This window comes from Mesorhizobium erdmanii USDA 3471, assembly GCF_000472705.1.
GTDB lineage: Bacteria > Pseudomonadota > Alphaproteobacteria > Rhizobiales > Rhizobiaceae > Mesorhizobium > Mesorhizobium erdmanii.
Genome location: NZ_KI421455.1, coordinates 380,370 through 406,025, shown reverse-complemented (window position 1 = coordinate 406,025; position 25,656 = coordinate 380,370). Strand labels below are relative to the sequence as shown.

Genomic DNA, 25,656 nt, shown 5'->3' with positions numbered 1-25,656 from the left:
AAACTCAGTCCCGCTTGACCGGTCGCGCCGGATTGCCGACCACTGTGGTGTTCGCGGCCACGTCTCGCGTCACCACCGCGCCGGCGCCGACGATGGCGCCATCGCCGATGCTGATGCCGCCAAGGATGACCGCGCTGCCGCCGATCCAGGCATGGGCGCCGATCTCGACGGGTCTCGCGATCTCCAGTCCCGCCTGCCGGCCTGCCATCTCGTTGTGATGCTCTGCGCAATAGATCTGCACATTGGGACCAAGCAGCGTTCCCTTGCCGATGCGCACGCTTGCCGTATCGAGGATGGTGCAGCCAGCATTGAGGAAAACGCCATCGCCAACAAAGATGTTGAAGCCGTAGGCGCAGTGGAACGGCGCCTCGATGCGGGCGCCCTCGCCGACGCCGCCGAGCAATGCCTTCAGGCCCGGTCCGAGATTGCCGCGCTCGCGCGGCGGCAACATGTTGTGCTCGAACACCGCGTCGCGCGCCGTGACACGCAACGCCTCCAGCTCGTCATCGAGGCAAGAGTACCATTCCCCGGCCGCCATTTTCGAGCGCTCGCTTCCAGCCATGGCGGGGTCTCCAAATCGACGTCGTTGCAAAGCATAGTCGCGGACAGCACAAAAGCGCCAATCCAAGTACTGGTCAAATATCGGACCTATGGTAGCCTGCCGTCTTGAGGCCGTGCTGGCCTGGTGATCGAGGGGGATCTTCCATGCTTTACATTCTCGCACTTCTGATCGGCGTGATTGCCGGCCTGCGCGCCATGACCGCGCCGGCGACCGTCGCCTGGGGCGCCTGGCTCGGCTGGCTGCCGGTTGCCGGCACCTGGGCGAGCTTCATGAGCCATTGGGCCGCCGTCGGCATCTTCACCATCCTCGCCATCGTCGAACTCGTCACCGACCAGTTGCCCTCGACGCCAAGCCGTAAAGTGCCGCAGCAGTTCGCCGCCCGCATCATCATGGGCGCCTTCGCCGGCGCGGTGATCGGCGCGGCTGGCGGCGCCACCATCGTCTGCCTGATCGCCGGCGCCATCGGCGCCGTTATCGGCACGCTTGGCGGCGCGGAAGCCCGCGGCCGGCTGGCGGCCGCCTTCGGCAAGGACCCGCCCGCCGCCTTCATCGAGGATGCGGTGGCGATCATCGGCGGCCTGCTGATCGTGGCGGCGGTGGCATGACGGCAAGAACCTTCGACGCCATTATCATCGGCGCCGGCCAGGCCGGATCGCCATTGGCCGGCCGGCTGACATCGGCCGGCATGAGCGTGGCGTTGATCGAGCGCAAGCTGGTCGGCGGCACCTGCGTCAACACCGGCTGCATGCCGACCAAGACCATGGTCGCCAGCGCCTATGCCGCGCATCTGGCGCGGCGCGCCGCCGACTATGGCGTGACGTTCTCCGGCCCCGTTGGCGTCGACTACGCCAGGATCAAGGCGCGCAAGGACAAGGTAACGAACGATTCCCGCGGCAATCTCGAGACGTGGATCGCCGGCATGAAGGGCTGCACGCTCTATCGCGGCCATGCGCGCTTCGAATCCGCCAATACGGTGCGCGTCGGCGACGACCTTTTGACCGCCGAAAAGATCTTCCTCAACACCGGCGGCCGTGCCTCCGTGCCCGATTTGCCCGGCATCCATGACATCGACTACCTGACCAATTCCTCGATGATGGATCTCGACGTCCTGCCGCGCCACCTCATAGTCGTCGGCGGCAGCTACATCTCGCTCGAATTCGCGCAGATATTCCGCCGCTTCGGCTCGGACGTCACCGTCATCGAGAAGAGCCCGCGCCTCACCGGCCGCGAGGACGAGGACGTCTCGGCCACCATCAAGTCGATCCTGGAGAACGAAGGCATCGCCGTCCATGTCGGCGCCGACGACATCGGCTTCGCCAGACATGGCAAGGACATCGCGGTGACCTTCTCGGCCGGCAAAGCGCCGGTGGTCGGTTCGCATGTGCTCTTGGCGCTCGGCCGAACGCTCAACACCGACGACCTCGGCCTCGACAGAGCCGGCGTCGAAGTCGACAAACGTGGCGCCGTTATTGTCGATGACCAGTTGCGCACCAACGTTCCCGGCATCTGGGCGATGGGCGACTGCAACGGCAAGGGCGCCTTCACCCACACCTCCTACAACGACTACGAGATCGTCGCCGCCAACCTGCTCGACGATGATCCCCGCAAGGTCAGCGACCGCATCGAGGCCTATGCGCTTTACATCGACCCGCCGCTCGGCCGCTGCGGTATGACCGAGGCGGCGGTGAAGAAGTCCGGACGCCGGGCGCTGGTCGGCCAGCGGCCGATGACCCGCGTCGGCCGCGCCGTCGAAAAGGGCGAGACGCAAGGCTTCATGAAGATCCTCGTCGATGCCGACAGCAGGGAGATCCTTGGCTGCTCGGTGCTTGGCCCCGGCGGCGACGAGGCGGTGCATTGCGTGCTCGATCTGATGTACGCCAAGGCGCCGGTCGACACGCTGGCGCGCGCCATGCACATCCATCCCACCGTCTCGGAACTGCTGCCCACCATCGCCCAGGAGCTGAAGCCGCTGGTCTAGCGGCTTGCCGGCAAGCTCCGGACTTTCTGCATTGCTGCATTGCGGCAATGACGCTTGTGCGCCGTTGCGTGCTTCGTTCAATTTCAGATTGAACCGATTCAGTCTGGATGCTCCATGCCCTTGCCGATCCTCGCGCTTGCCATTGCATCCTTCTGCATCGGCACCACCGAATTCGTCATCATGGGCCTGTTGCCGGAGGTCGCCGCCGACCTTGGCGTGTCGATCCCGTCGGCCGGCCTGCTGGTCACCGGCTATGCGCTCGGCGTCGTCTTCGGCGCGCCGGTCGTCGCCATGGCCACAGCGCATCTGCCGCGCAAGCCGGTGCTGATTGGGCTGACGGCGTCGTTCGTCGTCGGCAATCTGTTCTGCGCCATCGCACCTGACTATTGGACACTGATGGCCGCGCGCGTTTTCACCGCCTTTGGCCACGGCGCCTTCTTCGGCATCGGTTCGGTCGTCGCCGCCAGCCTGGTGCCGCGCAACAAGCGCGCCAGCGCAATGGCGCTGATGTTCGCCGGACTGACGCTGTCCAACATTCTGGGCGTTCCCGCCGGCACGGCCCTTGGCGAAGCTTTCGGCTGGCGCGCCACATTCGTCGCAGTTGTCGGCATCGGCCTGATCTCGGTCGCCGCGATCGCCTGGCTGGTGCCATCGGACGTTGCCGAGCCGAGCGGCGGCGGCCTGCGCGGCGAGCTGCGCGTACTCGGCAAGCTCCAGGTCTGGCTGGCGATGCTGATCGCCTCGCTCGCCTCGGCCAGCCTGTTTGCCGTCTTCACCTACATAAAACCCTGTCTGACCGATGTGTCCGGTTTGTCCACATCTGATGTCACCTGGGTGCTCCTGCTGTTCGGCGCCGGCATGACGATCGGCAACATAATCGGCGGCCGGCTGGCCGACTGGAAGCTGATGCCGACCGTCATCGGCACGCTACTGTTGATGGCCGTGCTGTTTGTCGGTTTCATGCAATTCGGCGCCATCGCCAGCGTCGCCATCGGCATCGTCTTCCTGTGGGGCCTGCTGATCTTCGTCGTCGTACCGCCGCTGCAGATCCGCGTCGTCGAAGCCGCCTCGGAAGGGCCGAACCTTGCCGCCACGCTCAACCAGGGCGCCTTCAATGTCGGCAATGCCAGCGGCGCCTGGATCGGCGGCGTCGCCCTGTCCGCCGGCGTGTCCTATGCCCATCTGCCCTTGGTCGGCGCGATGCTCGCCTTGCTGGCGGTTGCCGTCGCGGTGCTGTCGCAAACGCTTGACCGGCGGGCACCCGTTCCGCTTCAGGCGGCGGCTGAATAGACGACCATTCGCCAAGCGACGGAAATCTTGCGCCCATAGCGCGGCAGGCTGGACCAATCGACATCGGCACCCTCAAATGGGCATGTCTGGTGACCGTTGAGGGAGGATGTCATGCAGAAATCGATCGAACGCATCGCCGGTGACAGCGACGGCGTTTCCTACGAATTCCCGGTGCTGCGCTTCGCAGGTAGCGACAAGGCGGCGCCCTCGGCCTATCTGCAGGCGGCCCTCCACGCCGGCGAACTCCCGGGCGTCGTCGCCATCGACGCGCTGATGCCGGCGCTGAACAAGGCGCAGGCCGAAGGCCGTATCAAGGGCAACGTCACCATCGTGCCCTGGGCCAATCCGATCGGCCGCGCGCAATATCATTTTGGCGAGCACCAAGGCCGCTTTCACCTGGGCACCCGCACCAATTTCAACCGCGGCTTCCCGCTGCTTGCCGCCCCCGATGCCAAGCTGTTGCCCGACACGACCTTCGGCGGCGCCGACCAGCGGCTGAAGTCACGCCTGGTGCAGCTGTCGCTCGGCCACGACATCGTGCTCGACCTGCACTGCGACGACGAGGGCCTTGCCTATCTCTACATCCACACCAGCCTGTGGCCGGCCATGGCCGATTGCGCCGCCGCCATGGGCGTCGATGCCGTGGTGTTGTGGGGTGAGGACACCGACGGCACCTTCGAGGGTGCCTCGATCATGCCCTACCAGAACGTGCCCGCCGAGGTGGCGAAGTTCGACCGTCGCGTCGCCACCACGGTCGAATATCGCGGTATCCTCGATGTCGATGGCGCCCTCGCCAAAGCCGACGCAGAAGGCCTCTACCGGCTGCTGGTGGCGCGCGGCGTGATATCGGACAACGCGCTTGCCGCACCCGGCCCTTTCAAGGGTGTCGTCGCCCCCCTGGAAAACATCGACATGATGCCGGCGCCCCGGGCGGGCGCCGTGCTCTACGACGTCAAGCCCGGCGACCGCGTCGCCAGGGGCGCACGCCTCGCCGCCATCGTCCACGCGCCGGGCGAGACCGACGGCCGCGCGGAAGTGTTCGCGCCGCAGGACGGCATCATCCTGACCCGCCGCTCGCGCCGCATCATCCGTGTCGGCGAGGACCTGCTGAAACTGGTCGGCGACAGCAAGAGTGCCGATGCCCGGTCGGGGACGCTGGAGGATTGAATGATCAATCCGCGCAAGAGCCTGGCGCGAGGCTGGCCTACAGACCTTGACAATTAGCAGAGCCATCCAACGCTTCGTCATCCACGGGCGTAGCAAGGAGCGTAGCGACGCGGCGCAGACCCGAGGATCCATGCCGCGACCTCAACGCACCGCTGCGGTGCAGAATCTGCTCCGCTGCACCCGCAAGGAAGGTCACGGAATGGATTCCAGGGTCTCCGCGACGGAGCTTCGCTCCTGCTCCGCCCAGGAATGACGAAATCGGGAGGGCTGCGCGTCATCCCTTACCGGCTGCCCGTGCAGAACCACTTACCCAGAAATCGCCAGCCGCGCCTTGGCCTCCAGCCACTCCGCCATCTGCCGGTAAGGCACCGGGCCATGACTGATGCGGGCGACGCCGAGTTCGGCCAGCCGCTGGCGCGGCGGCACATGCGCCAGCGCGATGATGTTGACCGGCAGCGCAACTGCCTTGCACAGCGCCTCGATCAGCCGCTCGTCGCCGAGTCCCGGAGCAAAGAAGCCGCTTGCCCCGGCCTTTTGATAGGCATGCGCCCGTTCGATCGCCTGGTCGAGCAGCACGCCGTCATGCGCATCGGGCTTGGCCTTGAGGAAGATGTCGGTGCGGGCGTTGAGAAAGGCCGGGATGCCAGAGGCCTTGACCGCGTTGGCGGCGGCTTCGATGCGTTTCACCTGGACAGAAATATCGTGCAGGCCGCTACCACCAACGATCTGGTCCTCGAAATTGAATCCGATGGCGCCGGCCTGCAAGGCGCGTGTCACCGTCTTGGCAACGACCTCCGGTTCGACCGCATAGCCGCCTTCGAGGTCCATCGTCACCGGCAGGTCGACCGCCGCCACGATACGCTTGATGTTGTCGAGCGCCAGCTCCAGCGGGATTTTCTCTCCATCGGCATAGCCGAAGGCGGCCGCGACCGGCCAGCTGCCGGTGGCGATGGCCTTGGCGCCCGCTTTCTCGACGATCTTGGCCGAGCCCGGATCCCAGGCATTGTAGAGAACGATCGGATTGCCCTTGACGTGAAGGGAATGGAACGTCCGCGCGCGCTCGGCCTGATCGGTCATTGGTGTTTTCCCGTTCTCTGGATGTTGAAGGCATAGTCTAGGCAACGCCATCGGCGGTGGCGATGTGCCAGAGACCGGGAAGCGGCAGCCACTGAAGAGACTTTTCAAACCTGTTGCGCATCCGGTCTTTCGCCGCTATGGATTTCGCCATGAACATGCGTTCGACCAAGACCATTTGGTGGTGGGCCTGCTGACAGCGGGCCTGTTCGAACGCGCGTGCGTGAAAAGAGAGGGTGGCCGCAACGGAAAGTCCGGGCGGCCATTTGTTTTTTAAAAGCCAGTCCCGGGTCCGTTGCCCCAACAAGCTGATGGAGACGGCAATGACGATGAAGGTTCTGGAAAACGGCGCTGAAAGCTTCGTGACCGCGGGTGGCATCACCATTACGCGTGAGCGCCACGACCGGCCCTATGCGGGCGCGATCGACGCCTATGTCGATGGCTTGAACTCGCGCCGGGGTGCGGTTTTTTCCTCGAATTACGAATATCCCGGCCGCTACACGCGCTGGGACACCGCCATCATCGATCCGCCTTTGGTCATCTCCGCGCGTGGCCGCGCCATGCGCATCGAAGCGCTGAACCAGCGCGGCGAGGCGCTGCTGCCGGTCATCGGCAAGGCCCTCGGCGGCCTGACCGACGTGACCATCGCCGAGATGTCGAAGACGCTGATCCGCCTCGACGTCGCCAAGCCGGGCCGTGTCTTCACCGAGGAGGAGCGCAGCCGCGTCCCTTCCGTCTTCACCGTGCTGCGCGCCATCACGGCCCTGTTCAAGACCGAGGAGGACGCCAATCTCGGCCTCTATGGCGCCTTCGGCTACGACCTCGCCTTCCAGTTTGATCCGGTCGACTACACGCTCGTTCGCAAGGAAAGCCAGCGCGACCTCGTCCTGTTCCTGCCCGACGAGATCCTTGTCGTCGACCATTATTCGGCCAAGGCCTGGACCGACCGCTACGACTATTCCGGCGAGGGTTTTTCGACCGAAGGCTTGGCCCGCGACGAGATCGCCGAGCCGTTCAAGACCGCCGACCGCATCCCGCCGCGCGGCGACCATGAGCCGGGCGAATATGCCAATCTGGTGCGGCGCGCCATGGATTCGTTCAAGCGCGGCGACCTGTTCGAGGTCGTGCCCGGCCAGATGTTCTACGAACGCTGCGAGACCCAGCCCTCCGAGATTTCGCGCAAGCTGAAGTCGATCAACCCCTCGCCCTATTCCTTCTTCATCAATCTCGGCGAAAACGAGTATCTGATCGGCGCCTCGCCCGAAATGTTCGTGCGCGTCAATGGTCGCCGTGTCGAGACCTGCCCGATCTCCGGCACCATCAAGCGCGGCGACGACGCCATTTCCGACAGCGAGCAGATCCTGAAATTGCTCAATTCGAAGAAGGACGAATCCGAGCTCACAATGTGCTCGGACGTCGACCGCAACGACAAGTCGCGGGTCTGCGAGCCTGGTTCGGTGCGCGTCATCGGCCGCCGCCAGATCGAGATGTATTCGCGCCTGATCCACACCGTGGACCACATCGAAGGGCGGCTGCGCGAAGGCATGGATGCCTTCGACGCATTTCTCTCACACGCCTGGGCGGTCACCGTCACCGGCGCGCCGAAACTGTGGGCAATGCGCTTCATCGAGCAGAACGAGAAGAGCCCGCGCGCCTGGTATGGCGGGGCGATCGGCATGGTCAATTTCAACGGCGACATGAACACCGGCCTGACCTTGCGCACCATCCGCATCAAGGATGGCATCGCCGAGGTGCGCGCCGGCGCCACATTGCTGTTCGACAGCATTCCCGAGGAAGAAGAAGCCGAAACCGAACTGAAGGCATCCGCCATGCTCTCCGCCATCCGCGACGCCAAGTCGGGCAATTCCGCCAGCACCGAGCGTACCACCGCGCGCGTCGGCGACGGCGTCAACATCCTGCTCGTCGACCATGAGGATAGTTTCGTCCATACGCTGGCCAACTACTTCCGCCAGACCGGCGCCAACGTCTCGACCGTGCGCACGCCAGTGCCGGAGGAAGTGTTCGAGCGGCTGAAGCCCGACCTCGTCGTGCTGTCGCCTGGACCTGGCACGCCGAAGGATTTCGACTGCGCTGCGACGATCAAAAAGGCACGTGCCCGCGAGTTGCCGATCTTCGGCGTCTGCCTTGGCCTGCAGGCTCTGGCCGAAGCCTATGGCGGAGAACTGCGCCAGCTGCATATTCCCATGCACGGCAAGCCGTCGCGCATCCGCGTCTCCAAGCCCGGCATCATCTTCTCAGGCCTCCCCAAGGAAGTCACTGTCGGCCGTTACCACTCGATCTTCGCCGATCCGGTGCGGCTGCCCGACGACTTCATCGTCACCGCCGAGACGGAGGACGGCATCATCATGGCCTTCGAACACCGCAAGGAGCCGATCGCCGCTGTCCAGTTCCATCCGGAGTCGATCATGACGCTCGGCCACAATGCCGGCATGCGCATCATCGAGAACATCGTCGCCCATTTGCCGCGCAAGGCCAAGGAAAAGGCAGCCTGACCGATATGGCAGAAGTCGAGAACACGATGGCGACCGCGGCCAGGGCGGCCGCGAAGCGCAAGGTTGCCAACCTTGCCTTCTGGTCGATCATCATTGCCGCTGTCGTGCTCGGCCTGAAGCTTGCTGCCTGGTACATCACCGGCTCTGTCGCGCTCTATTCCGACGCGCTGGAATCGATCGTCAACGTCATTGCCTCGGTCGCTGCCTTCTGGGCGATCCAGGTCAGCCACAAGCCGGCCGACCAGGATCACCCGTTCGGTCACCACAAGGCCGAGTATTTCTCGGCCGTGCTCGAAGGCGTGCTGATCGTCGTCGCCGCACTGTTGATTCTCAACGAGGTTTGGCGCTCCTGGCAAGCCCCGGCGCCGCTGGAAAAGCCCTGGAACGGCCTTGCCGTCAACGGTATCGCCACGGTCATCAATGCCTTCTGGGCCTGGACGCTGATCCGCGCCGGCCGGGCCGAGAAATCGCCGGCGCTGGTCGCCGACGGCAACCACATCATGACCGATGTCGTGACCTCGATCGGCGTCTTCGGCGGCCTGGTCGGAGCAATCCTGACCGGCTGGCAGATCCTTGATCCGGCGCTCGCCGTCATCGTCGCGCTCAACATCCTGTGGCAGGGCTGGCACGTCATCGGCTCGTCGATGAACGGGCTGATGGACCGCGCCGTCGATACCCACGAACACATGCGCATCCGCGACATCATCTCGGCCAACTGCAAGGGCGCGCTGGAGGTGCATGACCTGAAAACCCGCATCGCCGGCCGCGCCACCTTCATCGAGTTCCATCTGGTCGTCGACGCCGACATGTCGGTCGGCGCCAGCCACGTCATCTGCGACCGCATCGAGGACGCGCTGAAGGCCGAAATCCCCTCGGTGCGGGTGACCATCCATGTCGAGCCCGACGATGAGGCTAAGCTGCCCAAGGGCACGACCGCCGTGCCTTTCGCGTGAGCCGGTTCGCCGTCACGACCCTAGAAAACTAGCCGAAACCTCTCGACTTCGTCATCCACGGGCGGAGCAGGAGCGAAGCTCCGTCGCGGAGACCCGAGGATCCATGCCGCGACCTAGGACGACGCATGCAGCCGTGCAGAATTCTGCACCGCAACAGCGCTCAGTATTCTCGGCATGGATCCTATGGTCTGCGCCGCGTCGCTTCGCTCCTTGCTCCGCCATAGGATGACGAAACGCTGGTGCTCAGGGCGCACAAGCCGATTGCGGCATTGGTTCGAGCCGATAAACCTTGTCGTCCGACTTCGTCTTGCCGTTGGCGGCCTTCGAGCAGAGGTCGACGATAGCCACGCTGCTGTTGGGATTGGCCAGCATCATCGTGCCGTTGGCGCCGCGCTTGAGGAAGATTTCCTTCTGCGCGATGTCGCAGGAGAAATCGCTCATCTTGGAGCTGGCGGCACAACGCCACTGGTCGGCTTCGCCCTGGCAGGAATAGGTCTGCGTGACCTTGGCTGCCTTCTGCCGCGTCGTGACCGAGACGGCGATGTCGGCGCCATCCGGCCAGTTGGCCGCGTCGCCACCCGAGGCGAAGGAAGCCAGTTCCACCGGCCCGCGGAAAACCCGGATCGACTGCGTCAGCTGATCGGGATGCGAACCCATATGCGCCGCATCGTAATCGCGGCCGTAGCAGAAGGCCTGGTCGGGCTTCAACCGCACGCGCAACGGATCCCCGAGCGCCGGATCGATCGGATCGATGCGCGCGAACTCGGCCTGGCAGGTTGCGGCCGGCATCGGGTCGAGGCGGAAATTGTCATCCTCCGAGCCAAGCGCCTGCCTGTTGTATTCCGCCTTGCCGAGCTCATCCTCCGCGTCTGGATCGAGGTAGATATCGGACGACAGGTCCGACAGGATCAGCCGGCCCTTGTCGTCGACCTTCAGCGACGCCAGCGTACGGTCGCAATCCATCCCGCAACGGATCGCGCCGGTCGTGCCGTCTTCGGATTCGTGATTGCACCAGCCGCCGGCCCATTGCGGCGCCTTGGCGCCGCGCACCGTGGTGGTCAAGAAGCCATTGTAGGAAGTGTCGGAAGGCGTCGGCTCCTCGTTCGGCCGGCTGACCGGATCATGGCCATAATAGAAGAAGATCCGCGCCACCTTCTGCTTCGGATGCGCCTTGAGATGGCTCGCGTCATAGACCCGCCCGAAACAGGCGTCCGCCCCTTTCGGGCTGAGTTCCGTCAGCTTCAGCGCATTATCGGCCAAGGCAGAACCCGCGAGCCCGCCAAGCAGTACTACGCCAAATCCGGCACCGGTAAGTGTCTTCCACCCCTGGAACGCCATGTGATCCCTCCTCCGCATCGACAGGACGTAACGTCAATTTATGCTAGTATTGCGGCCACAGCCACGCAAATCGCGGTGAGCCGACACCAGGGAGGATGCCATGCGCCGACGCGACATGTTCCACGCGGCTCTTGCCGGGGCCGGCGCGCTGATCGGGCTGAAGGCAACTCGGGCAGCGGCCACGGAGCCTGCCCGGCTGAAAGTCGCCTATCACCTGAGCGATCTCGACAAGGTCAATTTCGTGCTCGGCAACATCAAGAACCATTATGAGGGGACCGGCGGCAATGTCGACATCACGCTGGTGGTGCATGGTCCGGCCCTTGCCGCCTTCAAGTCGAAAGGCATATCGGCCGCTGTCTCCGGCCGCTTCGCCGGCCTTCTGAGCCATGGGCTTGAGCCGCAGGCCTGCGCCAACACCATGCAAGGCATGGACATTACGCTTGCCGACCTGCTGGCCGGCTTTCATGCCGCCGACAAGGGTGGCGTCGTCAAGCTCGCGGAACTGCAAAGCCAGGGCTATGTCTATCTCAGGCCTTGAAGCGCCGTGGCGTTGAATGCAAGGGTGGCGATGCCCGCGACAAACAGGCGGCCCCCGGAGGACGAAAATGCCAGCGACGACGACCACGCCCTCTGGGCTCAGCATCCCTGATCTCGCCGGCAAGGCGGTGCTGGTCACCGGCGCCTCGACCGGTATAGGCGCGGCGTTGGCGCTGGCCTATGCCGCGCAGAAATGCCGCGTCGCGCTGCACTACAATTCGAGCCGCGATGCCGCCGAGCAATTGGCCAAGACCATTCGCGACGGCGGCGGCGAGGTGTTCCTCGTCCAGGGCGATTTTTCCCTGGCCGCCGATGTCGAACGCGTCGTCGAGGACAGCGCGCAACATTTCGGCCGCCTCGACGGGCTGGTCAACAATGCCGGCGGCATGCTCGGCCGCGTGCCTTATGCCGACCAGACCGAGGCGCATTACGACGCCGTGATGGATCTCAATGCGCGCTCTGTGCTTACTGCTTCGCGCAAGGCTATGCCCTGGCTGAAGAAGCAAGGCGGCTTTATCGTCAACACGTCGTCGATCGCGGCCCGCAACGGCGCCGCCGGCGGCGCTGGCCTGTACGGCTCCGCCAAGGCCTTCGTATCCAACGTGACGCGCGGCATGGCCAAGGAACTGATCGGCTTCGGTATCCGTGTCAACGCAGTGGCGCCCGGCGTAATCCTCACCCCCTTCCACGAACGATATTCGACTGACGATCAGATAAAGACCATGGTCGCCACCATTCCGCAGGGCCGCGCCGGCACCGCTGAGGACTGCGTCGGCGCCTATCTTTTCCTCTCGTCGGACCTGTTGAGCGGCTACATAACGGGACAGATCATCGAGGTGAATGGCGGCCAGTTGATGCCTTGACTGGCGCCCGGCATACTGGACCGACATACTCCTTTCGCGCCAACCCCCAGGGGAGACAAGGAATGTACGGACTAATCGGCAAGATGCGGGCGTCGCGCGGCCAGCGCGACGCGGTCATGGACGTGCTGCGTACCAGCACCGGCGCCCTGCCCGGCTGCCTGAGCTATATCATCGCCACCGACCCCGTCGACGCCGACGCCATCTGGGTGACTGAAGTGTGGATGGATCAGGCAAGTCACAAGGCCTCGCTGCAGCTTCCCGAGGTCCAGGCGGCCATAGCCAAGGCCCGCCCCTTCATCGCCGGCTTCGAATTCCAAGTGGAAACCCATCCTGTAGGCGGCTTCGGTCTGGTTGACGGCAAGACCGGCTGACCCGGAGGCTCGATGCCCACACGGTGGCAGTCTTTGAGGAACAACCTTTGACGCGAACGGTAAACATTCGTGATGCGAAAGCCCATCTGTCGCGCCTCGTTCGACAGGTAGCCAAAGGTGAGTCGTTCATTATCACCAATGCCGGCAAGCCGTGGCCAGAATCGTGCCTATCGATCAGCCCGAAACGCAGACGCGGCGGGTCGTTTTTATGACCGGGCTTCTCATTCCCGAAGATTTCGACCGCATGGGTAGCCACGAGATCGAGCAACGGTTCGACGCGGATATATGAAACCTGTTACTCGATATCTGAACGCGTGAACCTTCATTTTTTCGGCGGACCGCGGTTCGCATTTTCACGCTCCAGGTCTAAGACCGAAAAATGGATTCCTCGGCCGAACAGCCATCTCCCGACCAGCCCGCCGCCGAGCGCATGGCGCGGATAGGCAGGCCTTGGCAATGGCTGATCCTGCTCACCATCTCGGCCCTGTTCGCCGGTGCGCTGGAGCTCGCCGCCCTGCCGGCGGCACTGCTGATCGGCCCGATGCTGGCGGCGATCGTCGCCGGCACCAATGGCGCCACGGTGCGGGTGCCGCGCCTGCTTTTCGGCTCCGCCCAGGCCATTGTCGGCTGTCTCGTCGCCGCTTCGATCTCGGCCGACATCTTTCCGGTCTTCTACCGGGAATGGCCGTTGTTCCTCGGCGTGGTGATCGCCACGGTCGCGGCCTCCAGCCTGCTTGGCTGGCTGATCAGCCGCTGGCGCATCCTGCCCGGCACCACCGCCGTCTGGGGTTCATCGCCGGGTGCGGCCACCGCCATGGTGCTGATGGCCGGTGCATTCGGCGCCGACCAGCGGCTCGTCGCCTTCATGCAGTATCTGCGCGTCATCTTCGTGTCCATGACGGCGGCCGTCGTCGCCAAGATGTGGGTCGACACGTCAGGCATCGAAATCCCGCCCATCATCTGGTTTCCGCCGATCGATGCCCAGGCCTTCACCGCAACCATCGGCATCGCGCTGGTCGGTGGCCTGGCGGGAAAGCTGTGCCGGCTGCCCTCGCCTTTCTTTCTCGGTACCTTCATCTTCGGAACTGTCATCCATCTCGGCCTTGGCGTCGAGATGCAGTTGCCGCAATGGCTGCTGGCGGTCAGCTACGCCATGGTCGGCTGGTCGATCGGTCTGAACTTCACCAGGCCGATCCTGCGCCATGCGACGCGCGCTTTGCCACAGATAATCGCCTCGATCATAGCGCTGATTGCCTTTTGCGGCGGGCTCGCCTTCCTGATCAGCCATCTCCTGGGCATCGATCCGCTGACCGCCTATCTGGCGACCAGCCCCGGCGGCATGGACAGTGTCGCCATCATCGCCGCCGCGGCACAGAACGTCGACATTTCCTTCGTCATGGCGCTGCAATCGGCACGTTTCCTGATCGTGCTGCTCGTCGGCCCGAGCGTCGCGCGGCTGGTGGCCAGAAGCATCCGCGACTGACCTGCTTCGGCGGCTTATTCGTCGCCGCCGCCGTTTTCGCCTGGCGCGCCGCGGCGCCAATAGGCGGTGACCAGATGTTGGTCGCGCGGCAAGCCCCACTCCTTGCGCACGATCTTGCGTATCTCGCGGAAGTCGGCGAATTCGCATCCGGCCCAGACAAAGAGGCCGTCCGCCAGTGCCATGTGGCCGCGTTCGCGCAAAGCGGCCGGCAGCAAGCCGGCGGCACCGGCCGCCCGGCCATGCCGGAAGACCCAGGTAACGTCGATATTGTCCCCTTGCGGCAATGCGATCCGGTCGTCGGGACCGTCGACCTCGATGATCGCCTCGGCCCGGGTTGACGGCGGCAGATGTTCGAGGATCCGGCCGATGGCGGGCAGCGCGGTGTCGTCGCCGATGAGCAGCAGGCTCTCCGCCTCCGGCGCATCGCCGCCACCAGGCCCGATCATGCCGATCACGTCTCCTGCGCGGGCATTCCGCGCGAAGGCGGCGGGCGGCGTATTCTGGCCGGGATGCAGGACGAAATCGACATCGAGCCATCCGCTTGCCGCATCGATCGCCCTGATCGTGTAGACCCGGATGGTGAGCGCGTCCTCGCCCGAGGGCCAGACAAGCAGGCCATCCGCGCCGACCATAGGCCAGACCGGCAGCCGGCCGGGCGGTGGCAGCAGCAGCCGCATATGCAGGCCGCCATGAGCAAAGCGGCCGAGATCATGGCCGGAGAAGCGTAGGCGCTGCATGCGGGGAGAGATGCGCGTCGACGACATCACAGTGATTTCGCGGAAGAAGACGGGCGTGCCGGCGTCGCGGCCATCGCCCTGCCAGCGCAACCCGCTGGCGGTGCCGAGATGCTGGGCGACGTGACCGGCCACCGTCATCTTCATGTAGGACAGGCAGGTCTCGTCGTCCGCCGCGACGCGGACGAGCATGGCGTCGCCGTCGAGCGTCGCACTCAGCGACCCGTAATACAGGCGAAGCTCCCATCGATCGGCGGCGCCGGTTTCGATCTCGAACTCACCATGCTCGGCGCGCAGACGCTCGATCGCCGACCTTATTGCCTCATCGCTGATGCGGGTCTGCGCGCTCAACTGATCCATGGCTCAAATCCCTCAATGGCGGTCCAGACGAAGCCGCCAGGACAGCAAGGCTCCGTCACCGTTTGGCCATGCCACAGCCGCGCCGGAGTTTCCACAAAAACTTGAATGCATTTGTCATATTAAAACTGGCCAGCAGTGCCAGGCTCATCCATCGACTGGCAAGTTGCCGCCATTGAAGCGCCCGAACATGCGCGCCATCACCACGCCCACGAGAAGGACGCCCAGGCCCAGAGCGGCGACATGGCCCGTGGCGCGAAGATCGAAACTACCGACACGCATCACCAGGAGGTAGCCGATCGCCGGAAGGCCCAGAGCACGCTCACCGTGGACGAGACTGCCCTGGCCATGCGGTTTGGCGAAGGGGTTTGAAAGGGCCTTCTCATCACTCCGTCGACGAAATGCGGCACGCCATTGGTCAGCACGGCGCCACCGGCCAGATCAGACAAATGGTCGATCCATTGCATCGTCAGGCCGGAGCGGAGCGTACTTTTCGTACGTGAGCACCGGAAGCTCAGGTATCAGCCATTTGCAGGCCGGCCTCACCTGAATATCAGCATACCTTAGTCCAGCCTGTGCATCAGGTCATCATCCAGCCAGCGGCCGAAGAAATAGACCAGCTGCTTGTGCCACCATGGCCAGTCATGGCTGACGTCACCGCCCCAATAGTCGACCCAGGCCGGAATGGACTTGTCGCGCAGGATCTGTTCCAGCTGGCGCGTCTCGACCAGCATGCGCTCTTCCCAGGCGCCCTGCCCGCAGCAGAAAATCAGCCTGAGCGCCTTCAGCCGAGCCAGCAATTTCGGGTCGACGATGCCGGGCAGATAGTCGAGCGGCGAGTTGTAGAAGATGTCGCCGTCCAGCGTCTTGCCGAAGAAATCGCGCGCCGAATAGACACCCGACAACGCGATGACGCCGCTGGCGAGTTCGGGAAAGCGGAACACGAAGTTCGAAGAATGGTAGCCTCCCATCGAACAGCCCGAGAAGAGCGGCTTCAGCTTGCGTCCGCCATTGGCCGCTGATGCGGTGGACAAGATCTCCGGCAGCGCCTCCTCGCGCACATAGCGGAAATAGGCCTCGTGGCGGCCGATGCGATGCGATGGGTCGGCACGCTTGTCGAAGAAGGATTCCGAATCGATGCCGTCGACCGTGAACAGCTGGATGCGGCCCGTGTCGATGAACTCGCCAAGCGCGCCCACCCCGCCGGAATCCTCGAACTGGTAGAACCGTCCCTGCGAGGTCGGGAACACCACCACCGGACGGCCGGCATGGCCGTAGCGCTTGTACTCCATGTCGCGGCCGAGGTTGCGGGCGAAGGCCTTGTGGTAGGAGACGTCCATGGCCTCAAGCCTTTTCCGCGTGGATATAGGCGACCGCCTCGCGCAGCTCAGCCTGGTCCTTCGAGCGCATCTGGTAGGCGTAGTTTCCCATGGCGCGGCTGAAAACCTCTTCTATCGCCTGATGGTGGACGATCTTGTCCTTGTGGGCGGCTAGCACGTCCTCATGGCTGTGCAAATAGTCGAGGTGCCGCTTGCGGCTGGCATAGGCGGTGAAATACTTGCCCTCATAAGGTCCGCCGGCGGCATCCTTGACCACCATGTCGGCCCATGCGGCGTAGACATCGATGTCGAACGTGTAGTTGATGGCGTCGGTCATCCAGGCGCCCGGTGGTCGCATGTTGACCTCGAGCGCGATGATGCGGTCGTCCCTGGTCTCGAACAGTTCGATGTGGAAGAAGCGCTCGCGCACGTCGAACGCCTTCAGGATTTTGCGGCCGGCCTCCTCGACCACGGGTCTGATGTGGGGAAAGCAGGTGTAGCTCATGTGGCGGTCCTTGTTGACCACCTCCATGACGCTCTGGTCGTAGCGGTGGCTGGCCGCCAGCACCACCTCGCCGTCGCGGTTGACCAGCCCGTCATAGGTCACCACCAGCCCCTCGATGAACTGCTCCATGACGAAGGTCACATCCTCGGGCTTGTCCCTGAAGAACTGGTCGAGCTCTCTGGCGTTGGATATCTTGAAGGTATTGGAAGCCCCGGACCCGCTGTCGGGTTTCACCACCACGGGGTAGCCGACGCGGCGGATGAACGTCATGGCCCCCGCCCTGTCGGAGCATTTGCGCTGTGCGATGGTTTCGACGCCGCTCTTGCGGAAGAAGGCGCGCATGCGGCTCTTGCGCTTCAGGTTCTTCACGAAGTCGAGCTTGGTGCCGTAGATGTTGAAATCGGTGCGGATGTTGGCTTCCAGCTCCAGCCAGTGCTCGTTGAGCGATTCGAAGCGGTCGATGCGGCCCCATTTGTGGATGAAGTGCCCCATCGCCCGGAACACCGGATCGTAGTCCTCCATGTCGGCGACCCGGTAGTACTCCGAAAGTGCTGCCTTCAGCCTGCCGTCCAGCGCCTCATAGGGCGCATCGCCAATCCCGAGTACGGTGGCGCCGGCCCTCTTCAGCCGGTCACAGAAATCGGCGCCGTTGACGGGAAAATGCGGCGAGAAGAACACGAAATTCATGGACAACCCCCTTCCGGCGACGGCGCACCGCAGCCCCGCCATCGCCAAGTCTGGCGCATTTGCGGCGCATGGGGAAGAGCATCCGCACCAGCGATAATGCGCGACAGGCACTGCCCCTGCTTGCCTCGCACAAGCCGCTCCTGTATGAGAGCCGGCATGAACACGCGCGCCACCACCGCTTCCCGTCAGACCGGCTTTGCCGGCGAGACCGTTCGCGCGCTTGCCTCGACCCTGCTTCTTCTCGGCCTTATCGGCGATCGCCGGGTTCGCTGAAGGAGCGCCCGGCGGTCGAACCGCCGCGCAAGCGCATGCTCCTTGGCAATTCCATCTAGCGAACGAAAATCTTATAAGGCGCCGCTCGCCCTAAATCCGTCCGAAGACCGATCAGCGAGCCGCCGGGAGAACAAGACGATGAACGCACGAGAAGACATCCGATCTGGCGAACCCGAGGGCGTAAAACGCGCGGCCGGCCACATGCCGGAAGCCGCCCGCAAATACCAGCCCTACCCAACCGTCGGCCTCACCGACCGCACCTGGCCCAACAAGGTCATCGACAAGGCGCCGATCTGGTGTTCGGTCGACCTGCGCGACGGCAACCAGGCGCTGATCGACCCAATGGGCCATGAGCGCAAGGCGCGCATGTTCGGCCTGCTGCTCGATATGGGCTTCAAGGAGATCGAGATCGGCTTCCCCTCGGCCTCGCAGACCGATTTCGACTTTGCCCGCTGGTGCATCGAGGAAGGCAACGTGCCTGCCGACGTCTCGCTGCAGGTGCTGGTGCAGTGCCGGCCGGAACTGATCACCCGCACCTTCGAGGCCCTGAAGGGCGCCACCAATCCGATCGTGCATTTCTACAATTCGACCAGCGAATTGCAGCGCCGCGTCGTCTTCGAAAAGGATGTCGGCGGCATCAAGCGCATCGCCACCGACGCCGCCAAGATGATCACCGACATGGCGGCCAAGGCCGGCGGCGGCTACCGCTTCGAATATTCGCCGGAGAGCTTTACCGGCACCGAGCTCGAAGTCGCGCTGGATATCTGCAACGCCGTCACCGAGATCGTCAAGCCGACACCGGACAACAAGCTGATCATCAATTTGCCGTCGACGGTCGAGATGTCGACGCCCAACATCTATGCCGACCGCATAGAATGGATGTGCCGCAACCTCGACGCCAGGGAGAACCTGATCATTTCGCTGCATCCGCACAACGACCGCGGCACCGGCATCGCCACCACCGAACTCGGCCTGATGGCGGGCGCAGACCGCGTCGAAGGCACGCTGTTCGGTAATGGCGAGCGCACCGGCAATGTCGACATCGTCACGCTGGCGCTCAACATGTACACGCAAGGCGTCGATCCGGGCATCGACTGCTCCGACATCAACCGGATGAAGGACGTCTACGAGTACTCGAACCAGCTGAAGATTCCCGAGCGCCACCCCTATGTTGGCGAACTCGTCTACACCGCCTTTTCCGGCTCGCACCAGGACGCCATCAACAAGGGCATGAAGGCGCTGAAGAAGGCCAACACCAGCCTGTGGGAAGTGCCCTATCTGCCGATCGACCCGGCCGATGTCGGCCGCAGCTACGAGGCCATCATCCGCATCAACTCGCAGTCGGGCAAGGGCGGCATCGCCTATGTGCTGCAGGCCGACTACGGTCTCAATCTGCCGCGCAATCTGCAGATCGAGTTCAGCCAGGCGATCCAGGCGATCACCGATGCCGAAGGCAAGGAAGTGCCGGCCAGGCGCATTTATGAGCGCTTCCTCGAAGCCTATGTCGACCAGCCCGGCGCGCGGCTGAAATTCCTCGACCATCACACCTATCCCGATACCGTGGTCAAGGGCCGGCGTGTGATCGAGGCGATCATCCTCGACAACGGCAAGGAAGTGACCATATCAGGCACCGGCACCGGCCCGATCGACGGCTTTGTCGATGCGCTCTCACGCCATGTCGGCGTCGAGATGTCCGTGCTCGACTATTCCGAACACTCGATGCAGCGCGGCTCGAATGCCTCGGCCATTTCCTACGTCGAAATGGAGTACCCCGGCGGCAAGCTGTTCGGCGCCGGCATCAACACCAACATCGTCGCCGCCTCGCTTGAAGCGGTGACTTCGGCCGCCAACCGCATCATCGGCGGCAAGGCGCGGTAGCGTTTACAGAGGATTGGCGCGAGAGATCGGACAACTCGCGCCAGTCATTTTTTTGAAGCCCGAACAAGGCTTTGGCCTCGAGTGGCCAACTCGTTCTGTCGCCGGCATTGAGGCGGCTATTAACCACCGGAAAATTATCCGGTTAGGTACGCGATCACATAATGGCTCTACACTTGCGTGGCGTTGCTGGCATTATATGATCGCGTCCTAACCTGTGCCGACTTCGAGAGGATCGACACTTGCAGCATGCCACGCCTGCCGCCCCCGCAGTGCGCGAAACATTGGAGCGACTGCTTGCCAGCGAAACGTTCGGACGATCCGAGCGCGCGCGCAAGCTGATCCGTTATCTCGTCGAACGCGAACAGGCCGGCGAAGGCGACAGGCTCAAGGGCTTTTCCATCGCCATGGACGTCTTTGGCAAGGACGGCGATTTCGATCCGTCGACCGATGCCGTGGTGCGGGTGCAGGCAGGCAGGCTGCGCGAGTTGCTGCAGCAATATTTCGCCAATGAAGGCATTGCCGAGCCCGTCCGCATCGCCATTCCACGCGGCGGCTACGTGCCGGCCTACGAACTCAACGCGATCCGCTTGCCGGAAGCCGCAAAACCTGCCGGAGAGACCGAAGCGGCTGCGGCTCCATCCGAGCACCCCGGCGTGGCCGAGGATGCCGTTCCAGCCGCATTGCTGGCGCCGTCGGCAGCACCCGCACCTTCGGTGGCCCGCCATCTCCGGTTCTTCTGGATGGCGATCGCAGTGGTCATCGCCATGCTCGGGGTGCTGATCCTGCGTCAGGGTAGCGGCGCGCTGCTGGCCGGCGGCGAGATACCGGCCACGTTCGAGAGCGCCGGCCTCACCGGCAGCATTGCCCCCTCGGCGATGTCCGAGGCGCTGCCGCTCGTTTACATCGACAACAAGGCTGACGGCACTGCTGCCAGCCGTGTCGGCGCGTCGCTGCGTGCCGGCCTGAGCGGCTTCGATACGATCGACTTCATCGGCCGAGACGCAAGGCAAGATTCCGCCAACGAGGCCACCAGCTTCATCTTCGACATCCTGCCTGGCCCGAACGCCGGCGACATCACGATCGAACTGCAAAGCGCGGCATCGGGGCGGGTGCTTCTTTCCCGCAATCTCGCGCCGGCCGACAGCGCTCCTGGCGCGGTCGAGGACCGGATTGCCGACCTGCTGAGTTCGGCGCTCCCCGCCTCGGGCACGATCTACAATTATATCGAGCAGACGGGCACACCGGACGGCCTGACCGAATGCCTGCTGCTCAACGACAAATATTATCTCGACCAGAATGCCAAAACCCATGAGGCCGCCTATCGCTGCCTCGAAACCTTGGCCAATTCCGGGGCAAAGTCCTCGCTGGTCTATTCGGAACTTGCGTCTCTACAGGTTGAGGCAGTTTCCGATCACTATGCCTACCCGCCCAATGCAACGATCGAAAAGGCGGTCGAATTTGCCCATCGCGGCGTGCAGATGGGACCGACCAGCCCTTATGCGCATCGCGCCTACGGCTACGTCAGTGCGCGGCTCGGCAATACCGACGAAGCGATCCGCTGGATGCGCAAGGCTTCCGAACTCAACCCCTATGATCTCGGCATGGCCGCGGCCTACGGCTATGGGCTTATCTTCGCCGGCCGATACGCCGAGGGAACGCCGATCCTCGCCCATGCGGCCCAGACGTTCAGTGGTCATTCGACATGGTGGGATTACGGGCTGTTCGTCGGCCAGTTCATGCTCGGCGACATGAACAAGGCTGTCGCGGCCAGCATGGCACTGCGGACGACGGCGACGAAGTCGCATTATCTGGCGGCGCGGCTGATCGGCGCCAAGGCCGCTGGCCAGGACGATTTGGTGAGGATGCTGCTGGACGAATTGAACACAAAGTTCCCGAAATTCGCCGCCAATCCGCGCGCGACCTTTGTCGAGCGGAAATATCCAGCCGATCTGACCGAGCGGCTGGTCGGCGCCTTGCACGCCGCGGGCCTCGGCAGCGCCAGCTGATCTGCGACAGGCCGGGACTGTTTGGACTAATGGAATTGCACCGCGCTGGCGCTTGGAGGGCGAAGCGCCGAAATGGTTGATTTGCCGGCTTTTGCCAGGCGATCCCCTTGAATCACACGCATTGCTCGCAAAATAATCGCGAAAACTTTACTGGCCATCGCGCCGGACGAAGAGCAATCCAGCCATATTCAGGCTTTCTCGCAATTCGACCCCTTTCTGCGTTCATGATCTCATCGCTCCATGTTGCCGAACAGGGCGTTGGCTCGAAGACCATCGCCCTGCTGCACGGTTTTGGCGGTTGCCACGATGTCTGGCGCGACGTGATAGCCCTGCTCGGCCCCTCCGCGCGCACCCTTGCCTATGACCTGCCGGGGCACGGCCTCTCGCTCGACTTTCCGGGCGCCGGCCCTGCAAAGGTTGCGGCACGGGCCGTTCTTGCCGATCTCTCCGCCCGAGAGCTGAAACGTGTTCATCTCGTCGGCCATTCGATGGGCGGCGCGGTGGCGGTGCTGACAGCGCTTGCCGGGCCTGAGAAAGTGGCCTCGCTGACGCTTCTGGCGCCCGGCGGTTTCGGCCCGGAAATCAACGGGCCATTGTTGCGCCGCTATGCCGGCGCGGAGAGCCTTTCCGAGATCCTCGCCTGCCTTGCCGCCATGTCGGGGCCACGGGCGCGGCCTTTCGATCACACCGCCGATACGCTCCGCGACATGCGCAAGCGGCCCGGGCAACTGGAAAAACTCGTCGAAATCGCCGCCGCCATGACAAGGGACGACCGGCAAGGCGTCATCCCGCGCGACCAGTTGGACAGGCTGGCCATGCCGGTGATGGTGGTGTGGGGCAGTGATGACGCGGTGCTGCCCTTCACCCAGGCGGATGACCTGCCGGCACGCTTTCATGTCCATCACGTGCTGGAGGCCGGCCATATGCTGATCGAGGAAGCGCCGGATCTGATCGCCGGCATCATCCTGCGCAACATGAACCGTCGCGCCAGGTCCGTCCGCCCGAAACTCGCCGCCGCCACCGGTTGAGTTCCTGCTAACCCATCATCGCCGGCGCCTCGCTCCACCTCGCCAGTGCATTTTGCCGGCGGCTGTGTTAACCCCGTGTTAACCAAACCCGCGAGGCAGACGCCGATGAAGGACGCAGGCGAAAAGATCGATCCGTCAAGGAAACTGTCCGATGCCATCCGTGATGTGAAGAATGCCTTCGCCGACCGCGACGATGTCGTCGTCGACATGCGCGAGGCGCATCGCATGCGCCTCGATCTTCTGGCCGCCGAACTCGCACCTGTCTTTGCCGACGTGCCCGCCGACATCGACAATTTCGACTTCGTCGTGTCCTCTGGCCTGCAGCCGCGCCTGTGGATCGATGCCGTCAGCCATGTCGCGATGGGGCGCGACCGCCGTACCTACCGCTTCCTCAAGGACACTCGCATCGGCCGCGTGGTGCTTGCCGAATCGACCGACATGAAGCCGGTTGCCGATTCCGTGACCCGCTACGTCGCCGAACGCATCGTCGAGCGCCAGAGGATGATGGAGGGCGGGGCGGAACCGGCCGTCGCCGGCATGAAGCGCGCCGCGGTGGCGGAAGCCGAGCCGCCGCTGCGATCACCGCAACGCGGCAAGGGCTGGTCGGCGTTCATGTCGGGCATTGGCCTGGTCGCCGCTGGCGCGCTTGTCGGCCTGGCGGTGTCGGTCGCCCTGTTCTGGGACCGCATCGTGGCGATGGGGCTCAGCCTGCGGCCATAGCGGCTTCCGCGCCGATCTCCAGCGTCTGCAGATCGGCGGGCGGCATCGCCGGCCCGGTCAGGCCGCGCCGCGTCAGGCGGATGCGCCAATTGCCCTTTTCGCCATCGATGTCGAACAGATTGTACTGTGCCGGCGGATGCTTGCCGCCCGGCGCCTGGCCGGCGGCGGCGACGCCGACCACCGGAACCCTGGCGCCGCGCGGACCGATCTGGAACAGCGACGGCAGATGCGAATGTCCGTGCAGGACGAGCTCCGCGCCATGCTTGCGGATGACTTTTTGGAAGCGGGCGATCCCGAACAGCCGTTTGTGCTGCGAGACGGCGCCGCGCGCCGGCGGATGGTGAATCATGATCGCGCGGAACAGTCCTTGCCCGCCGCTGTCGCGCAGGATCTTGCCGAGCCGCTCCGCCTGACCTTCCATGAAGAAGCCATTGGCCATGAAGGGTGCCGTGGCGCGCGCCGTCGAGACACCGATCAGCGCGACATTGCCACGCACGCGCAGATAGGGGAATGCGTTGCGGTCGACCGGAGTATTGACGCCGTCGCCGCTCATCCAGGCCGCCCACGACCGGCAGACCTTGTCGAAGGCGCCCGGCACATAGGCGTCGTGGTTTCCCGGAACGACGGAGACGTCGTGCGGCGATCCCAGCGTCTCCAGCCAGTGCTTGGCCATCTCGATCTCGCCGTCGAGCGCCAGATTGACCAGGTCGCCGGTGACGGCGAGATGGTCGGGGCTCTGCGCCTTGATATCGGCGGTGATGGCGTCGATGACGGCGTCATGCATGTGGCGGCGGCGATTGCGCTGCCAATTGACGTAGCCGAGCACGCGCTTGGAGGCGAGATCGCGATAGGATACATCGGGCAATGGCCCCAGATGGACATCGGAAATATGCGCGAGCCTGAACATGCATCCTTCATAGGCGACGCGCGCGCGCCTTGCTACAAAAGCTTGGCTTTCCACTCGCGGTTTTGCTCCCGATGACGACCGATGCCGAAGCCGCCTTCCGCCAGACCGGTTGGGCGGGGCTGCGAGCCAGGCTGTTCCATCTCTATTTCGTGCTGCGGCGGCCGATGACGCTGGGCGTGCGCGGCCTCGTCCATGACGGCGCCACGAATTCCGTCTTTCTCATTCGGCATACCTATGTGCCCGGCTGGCAGCTGCCCGGCGGCGGCGTCGAAGTCGGCGAAACGCTGGCCGAAGCGCTGGCGCGCGAGCTGGCCGAGGAAGGCAATATTGCGCTGGCCACACCGCCGGTGCTGAAGTCGATGCATTTCAACCGCCGCTCCAGCCGCCGCGACCATGTCGGCTTCTATTTCATCGAGCAGTTCAGCCAGGCCACGCCGAAGCCACCCGACCATGAGATCGCCGAGGCCGGCTTCTTCCCGCTCGACCGCTTGCCGGAGGGCACGACGCCGGCAACGCTGCGGCGCATCGCCGAGGTTTTTGGGGACGAACCTGCGTCGCCCTATTGGTAAGCTTGCCTCAGCTGTCAAAAAAGCCCGAGCTGTATTGACCAAGAAAATACATGGGGGCGATTCTATGGATGTCGGACAAGTAAAATCAGTGAGCGTTTGGCCCTATGTCGGCTTTTATAGTCTGATGATGGTGGGCTTGACCGCCGTGTTTATCGCCATAGCGATGATGTTTCGGTCGCTACCGGACAGCTTCGGCAATGCAAGCGGCTTCGCCATCACGTTCGGGTCGAACTCTTTCGCCTCTTACAAATTCGTCAACAGGAACCTTCGGCTTTTCAATCGAGACGAATATTGGAAGATAACGCTTCTTTCGTCTCTGGCCTCGTGCCTGCTTTCACTGGTGTTCGTGGGCCTTGCTGTCGCGGGCGGGGCCATGCCGGGAAGCGATACCATGCCTGCTCTCGTCTGGGGTTTCGTCCTGCTGTTTGCCGGGCTTGTGGTTTTCGGCATCAATGCCCTGGGCTACTCCAGCCGCATGGGCAAGAGTTTCCTGAAAGCGGAACTTGCCAGGCAGGCTCGCCTCAACACGGAAACCTTCCGATAG

At 63.9% G+C, this 25,656-nt stretch carries 26 protein-coding genes; 18 read left to right on the top strand and 8 right to left on the bottom strand.

From position 1 onward, the window contains the following. Positions 1 to 4 precede the first annotated feature (4 nt). Positions 5 to 562: a sugar O-acetyltransferase gene (locus A3AU_RS0134675; protein ID WP_027056954.1), complete on the bottom strand. Its 558-nt coding sequence runs from the start codon at positions 560 to 562 to the stop codon at positions 5 to 7. 143 nt (positions 563 to 705) lie between these two features. Here A3AU_RS0134675 and A3AU_RS0134670 point away from each other — a divergent pair, with 143 nt between their 5' ends. The 4 genes from A3AU_RS0134670 (at position 706) to A3AU_RS0134655 (ending at position 4,997) form a co-directional block, all read left to right on the top strand. Then, positions 706 to 1,167, top strand: a complete 462-nt coding sequence (locus A3AU_RS0134670; RefSeq protein ID WP_027056953.1) for a membrane protein — start codon at positions 706 to 708, stop codon at positions 1,165 to 1,167. Next, a complete protein-coding gene (locus A3AU_RS0134665) occupies positions 1,164 to 2,540 on the top strand; it encodes an FAD-containing oxidoreductase (protein WP_027056952.1) in 1,377 nt (458 codons plus the stop codon). The genes A3AU_RS0134670 and A3AU_RS0134665 overlap by 4 nt, the downstream gene beginning before the upstream one ends. Before the next feature lie 114 nt (positions 2,541 to 2,654). Continuing rightward, positions 2,655 to 3,830, top strand: coding sequence for an MFS transporter (locus tag A3AU_RS0134660; RefSeq protein WP_027056951.1), 1,176 nt, complete (start codon positions 2,655 to 2,657; stop codon positions 3,828 to 3,830). Between the two features lie 111 nt (positions 3,831 to 3,941). Further along, positions 3,942 to 4,997: a M14 family metallopeptidase gene (locus A3AU_RS0134655; RefSeq protein ID WP_027056950.1), complete on the top strand. Its 1,056-nt coding sequence runs from the start codon at positions 3,942 to 3,944 to the stop codon at positions 4,995 to 4,997. A gap of 306 nt (positions 4,998 to 5,303) precedes the next feature. Here A3AU_RS0134655 and A3AU_RS0134650 read toward each other — a convergent pair whose 3' ends face one another. Further along, the gene (locus tag A3AU_RS0134650) at positions 5,304 to 6,074 is read right to left on the bottom strand and encodes an isocitrate lyase/PEP mutase family protein (RefSeq protein WP_027056949.1); all 771 of its coding nucleotides are present in this window, start codon (positions 6,072 to 6,074) and stop codon (positions 5,304 to 5,306) included. A gap of 37 nt (positions 6,075 to 6,111) precedes the next feature. Then, on the bottom strand, positions 6,112 to 6,456 hold the full coding sequence (locus A3AU_RS1000000140065) for a hypothetical protein (RefSeq protein WP_167335257.1): 345 nt from the start codon (positions 6,454 to 6,456) through the stop codon (positions 6,112 to 6,114). Between A3AU_RS1000000140065 and A3AU_RS0134640 the strand changes: the two genes are divergently transcribed. Both A3AU_RS0134640 and A3AU_RS0134635 read left to right on the top strand, forming a co-directional pair. Beyond that, positions 6,395 to 8,584, top strand: coding sequence for an anthranilate synthase (locus A3AU_RS0134640; RefSeq protein WP_027056948.1), 2,190 nt, complete (start codon positions 6,395 to 6,397; stop codon positions 8,582 to 8,584). The genes A3AU_RS1000000140065 and A3AU_RS0134640 overlap by 62 nt on opposite strands. A 5-nt stretch (positions 8,585 to 8,589) precedes the next feature. Then, a complete protein-coding gene (locus tag A3AU_RS0134635) occupies positions 8,590 to 9,537 on the top strand; it encodes a cation diffusion facilitator family transporter (protein WP_051355547.1) in 948 nt (315 codons plus the stop codon). A 243-nt stretch (positions 9,538 to 9,780) separates the two neighbouring features. Here A3AU_RS0134635 and A3AU_RS0134630 read toward each other — a convergent pair whose 3' ends face one another. Next, entirely contained in the window at positions 9,781 to 10,875 is a 1,095-nt protein-coding gene (locus A3AU_RS0134630; RefSeq protein WP_027056946.1) for a hypothetical protein, read from the bottom strand. Positions 10,876 to 10,975: 100 nt separating this feature from the next. Between A3AU_RS0134630 and A3AU_RS0134625 the strand changes: the two genes are divergently transcribed. The 5 genes from A3AU_RS0134625 (at position 10,976) to A3AU_RS0134605 (ending at position 14,129) form a co-directional block, all read left to right on the top strand. Further along, complete coding sequence (locus tag A3AU_RS0134625; RefSeq protein ID WP_027056945.1) at positions 10,976 to 11,413, top strand: DsrE family protein; 438 nt, start codon at positions 10,976 to 10,978, stop codon at positions 11,411 to 11,413. A gap of 67 nt (positions 11,414 to 11,480) precedes the next feature. After that, positions 11,481 to 12,275: an SDR family NAD(P)-dependent oxidoreductase gene (locus A3AU_RS0134620; protein ID WP_027056944.1), complete on the top strand. Its 795-nt coding sequence runs from the start codon at positions 11,481 to 11,483 to the stop codon at positions 12,273 to 12,275. A 62-nt stretch (positions 12,276 to 12,337) separates the two neighbouring features. Beyond that, a complete protein-coding gene (locus tag A3AU_RS0134615) occupies positions 12,338 to 12,646 on the top strand; it encodes a putative quinol monooxygenase (protein ID WP_027056943.1) in 309 nt (102 codons plus the stop codon). A 23-nt stretch (positions 12,647 to 12,669) separates the two neighbouring features. After that, the gene (locus tag A3AU_RS1000000137180) at positions 12,670 to 12,858 is read left to right on the top strand and encodes a type II toxin-antitoxin system Phd/YefM family antitoxin (protein ID WP_335337271.1); all 189 of its coding nucleotides are present in this window, start codon (positions 12,670 to 12,672) and stop codon (positions 12,856 to 12,858) included. Positions 12,859 to 13,025: 167 nt separating this feature from the next. Beyond that, positions 13,026 to 14,129 carry an AbrB family transcriptional regulator gene (locus A3AU_RS0134605; RefSeq protein ID WP_027056942.1) on the top strand — a complete coding sequence of 368 codons (1,104 nt, stop codon included), beginning with the start codon at positions 13,026 to 13,028 and terminating at the stop codon, positions 14,127 to 14,129. A gap of 14 nt (positions 14,130 to 14,143) precedes the next feature. Here A3AU_RS0134605 and A3AU_RS0134600 read toward each other — a convergent pair whose 3' ends face one another. After that, on the bottom strand, positions 14,144 to 15,223 hold the full coding sequence (locus A3AU_RS0134600; protein ID WP_027056941.1) for a siderophore-interacting protein: 1,080 nt from the start codon (positions 15,221 to 15,223) through the stop codon (positions 14,144 to 14,146). Positions 15,224 to 15,358: 135 nt separating this feature from the next. Between A3AU_RS0134600 and A3AU_RS1000000140935 the strand changes: the two genes are divergently transcribed. After that, entirely contained in the window at positions 15,359 to 15,592 is a 234-nt protein-coding gene (locus A3AU_RS1000000140935) for a hypothetical protein (RefSeq protein ID WP_027056940.1), read from the top strand. A gap of 191 nt (positions 15,593 to 15,783) precedes the next feature. Here A3AU_RS1000000140935 and A3AU_RS0134590 read toward each other — a convergent pair whose 3' ends face one another. After that, a complete protein-coding gene (locus A3AU_RS0134590; protein ID WP_027056939.1) occupies positions 15,784 to 16,560 on the bottom strand; it encodes an esterase family protein in 777 nt (258 codons plus the stop codon). A gap of 4 nt (positions 16,561 to 16,564) precedes the next feature. After that, positions 16,565 to 17,731: an ATP-grasp domain-containing protein gene (locus tag A3AU_RS0134585; protein WP_027056938.1), complete on the bottom strand. Its 1,167-nt coding sequence runs from the start codon at positions 17,729 to 17,731 to the stop codon at positions 16,565 to 16,567. A 474-nt stretch (positions 17,732 to 18,205) separates the two neighbouring features. Here A3AU_RS0134585 and leuA point away from each other — a divergent pair, with 474 nt between their 5' ends. The 4 genes from leuA (at position 18,206) to A3AU_RS0134560 (ending at position 23,636) form a co-directional block, all read left to right on the top strand. Then, entirely contained in the window at positions 18,206 to 19,882 is a 1,677-nt protein-coding gene (leuA, locus tag A3AU_RS0134575) for a 2-isopropylmalate synthase (protein WP_027056937.1), read from the top strand. A gap of 239 nt (positions 19,883 to 20,121) precedes the next feature. Continuing rightward, positions 20,122 to 21,888, top strand: a complete 1,767-nt coding sequence (locus tag A3AU_RS0134570) for a tetratricopeptide repeat protein (RefSeq protein WP_027056936.1) — start codon at positions 20,122 to 20,124, stop codon at positions 21,886 to 21,888. Positions 21,889 to 22,112: 224 nt separating this feature from the next. Then, positions 22,113 to 22,916: an alpha/beta fold hydrolase gene (locus tag A3AU_RS0134565; RefSeq protein WP_027056935.1), complete on the top strand. Its 804-nt coding sequence runs from the start codon at positions 22,113 to 22,115 to the stop codon at positions 22,914 to 22,916. 105 nt (positions 22,917 to 23,021) lie between these two features. Next, on the top strand, positions 23,022 to 23,636 hold the full coding sequence (locus A3AU_RS0134560) for a hypothetical protein (RefSeq protein ID WP_027056934.1): 615 nt from the start codon (positions 23,022 to 23,024) through the stop codon (positions 23,634 to 23,636). Here the strand turns inward: A3AU_RS0134560 and A3AU_RS0134555 are convergent. Next, positions 23,620 to 24,543, bottom strand: a complete 924-nt coding sequence (locus tag A3AU_RS0134555; RefSeq protein ID WP_027056933.1) for a metallophosphoesterase family protein — start codon at positions 24,541 to 24,543, stop codon at positions 23,620 to 23,622. The two genes, A3AU_RS0134560 and A3AU_RS0134555, sit on opposite strands and share 17 nt — an antisense overlap. 71 nt (positions 24,544 to 24,614) lie before the next feature. Between A3AU_RS0134555 and A3AU_RS0134550 the strand changes: the two genes are divergently transcribed. Then, entirely contained in the window at positions 24,615 to 25,112 is a 498-nt protein-coding gene (locus A3AU_RS0134550) for an NUDIX domain-containing protein (RefSeq protein WP_027056932.1), read from the top strand. 34 nt (positions 25,113 to 25,146) lie between these two features. After that, the gene (locus tag A3AU_RS0134545; RefSeq protein WP_154674728.1) at positions 25,147 to 25,656 is read left to right on the top strand and encodes an ABZJ_00895 family protein; all 510 of its coding nucleotides are present in this window, start codon (positions 25,147 to 25,149) and stop codon (positions 25,654 to 25,656) included.

Coding starts and splice junctions, on each gene's coding strand:
- A3AU_RS0134565 (WP_027056935.1), top strand. CDS start 22,113: ATGATCTCATCGCTCCATGTTGCCGAACAGGGCGTTGGCTCGAAGACC.
- A3AU_RS0134640 (WP_027056948.1), top strand. CDS start 6,395: ATGACGATGAAGGTTCTGGAAAACGGCGCTGAAAGCTTCGTGACCGCG.
- A3AU_RS0134555 (WP_027056933.1), bottom strand. CDS start 24,543: ATGTTCAGGCTCGCGCATATTTCCGATGTCCATCTGGGGCCATTGCCC.
- A3AU_RS0134675 (WP_027056954.1), bottom strand. CDS start 562: ATGGCTGGAAGCGAGCGCTCGAAAATGGCGGCCGGGGAATGGTACTCT.
- A3AU_RS0134660 (WP_027056951.1), top strand. CDS start 2,655: ATGCCCTTGCCGATCCTCGCGCTTGCCATTGCATCCTTCTGCATCGGC.
- A3AU_RS0134670 (WP_027056953.1), top strand. CDS start 706: ATGCTTTACATTCTCGCACTTCTGATCGGCGTGATTGCCGGCCTGCGC.
- A3AU_RS0134620 (WP_027056944.1), top strand. CDS start 11,481: ATGCCAGCGACGACGACCACGCCCTCTGGGCTCAGCATCCCTGATCTC.
- A3AU_RS0134550 (WP_027056932.1), top strand. CDS start 24,615: ATGACGACCGATGCCGAAGCCGCCTTCCGCCAGACCGGTTGGGCGGGG.
- A3AU_RS0134605 (WP_027056942.1), top strand. CDS start 13,026: ATGGATTCCTCGGCCGAACAGCCATCTCCCGACCAGCCCGCCGCCGAG.
- leuA (WP_027056937.1), top strand. CDS start 18,206: ATGCCGGAAGCCGCCCGCAAATACCAGCCCTACCCAACCGTCGGCCTC.
- A3AU_RS0134655 (WP_027056950.1), top strand. CDS start 3,942: ATGCAGAAATCGATCGAACGCATCGCCGGTGACAGCGACGGCGTTTCC.
- A3AU_RS0134630 (WP_027056946.1), bottom strand. CDS start 10,875: ATGGCGTTCCAGGGGTGGAAGACACTTACCGGTGCCGGATTTGGCGTA.
- A3AU_RS0134590 (WP_027056939.1), bottom strand. CDS start 16,560: ATGGACGTCTCCTACCACAAGGCCTTCGCCCGCAACCTCGGCCGCGAC.
- A3AU_RS0134560 (WP_027056934.1), top strand. CDS start 23,022: ATGAAGGACGCAGGCGAAAAGATCGATCCGTCAAGGAAACTGTCCGAT.
- A3AU_RS0134650 (WP_027056949.1), bottom strand. CDS start 6,074: ATGACCGATCAGGCCGAGCGCGCGCGGACGTTCCATTCCCTTCACGTC.
- A3AU_RS0134635 (WP_051355547.1), top strand. CDS start 8,590: ATGGCAGAAGTCGAGAACACGATGGCGACCGCGGCCAGGGCGGCCGCG.
- A3AU_RS0134665 (WP_027056952.1), top strand. CDS start 1,164: ATGACGGCAAGAACCTTCGACGCCATTATCATCGGCGCCGGCCAGGCC.
- A3AU_RS0134600 (WP_027056941.1), bottom strand. CDS start 15,223: ATGGATCAGTTGAGCGCGCAGACCCGCATCAGCGATGAGGCAATAAGG.
- A3AU_RS0134615 (WP_027056943.1), top strand. CDS start 12,338: ATGTACGGACTAATCGGCAAGATGCGGGCGTCGCGCGGCCAGCGCGAC.
- A3AU_RS0134585 (WP_027056938.1), bottom strand. CDS start 17,731: ATGAATTTCGTGTTCTTCTCGCCGCATTTTCCCGTCAACGGCGCCGAT.
- A3AU_RS1000000140065 (WP_167335257.1), bottom strand. CDS start 6,456: ATGGTGATGCCACCCGCGGTCACGAAGCTTTCAGCGCCGTTTTCCAGA.
- A3AU_RS0134625 (WP_027056945.1), top strand. CDS start 10,976: ATGCGCCGACGCGACATGTTCCACGCGGCTCTTGCCGGGGCCGGCGCG.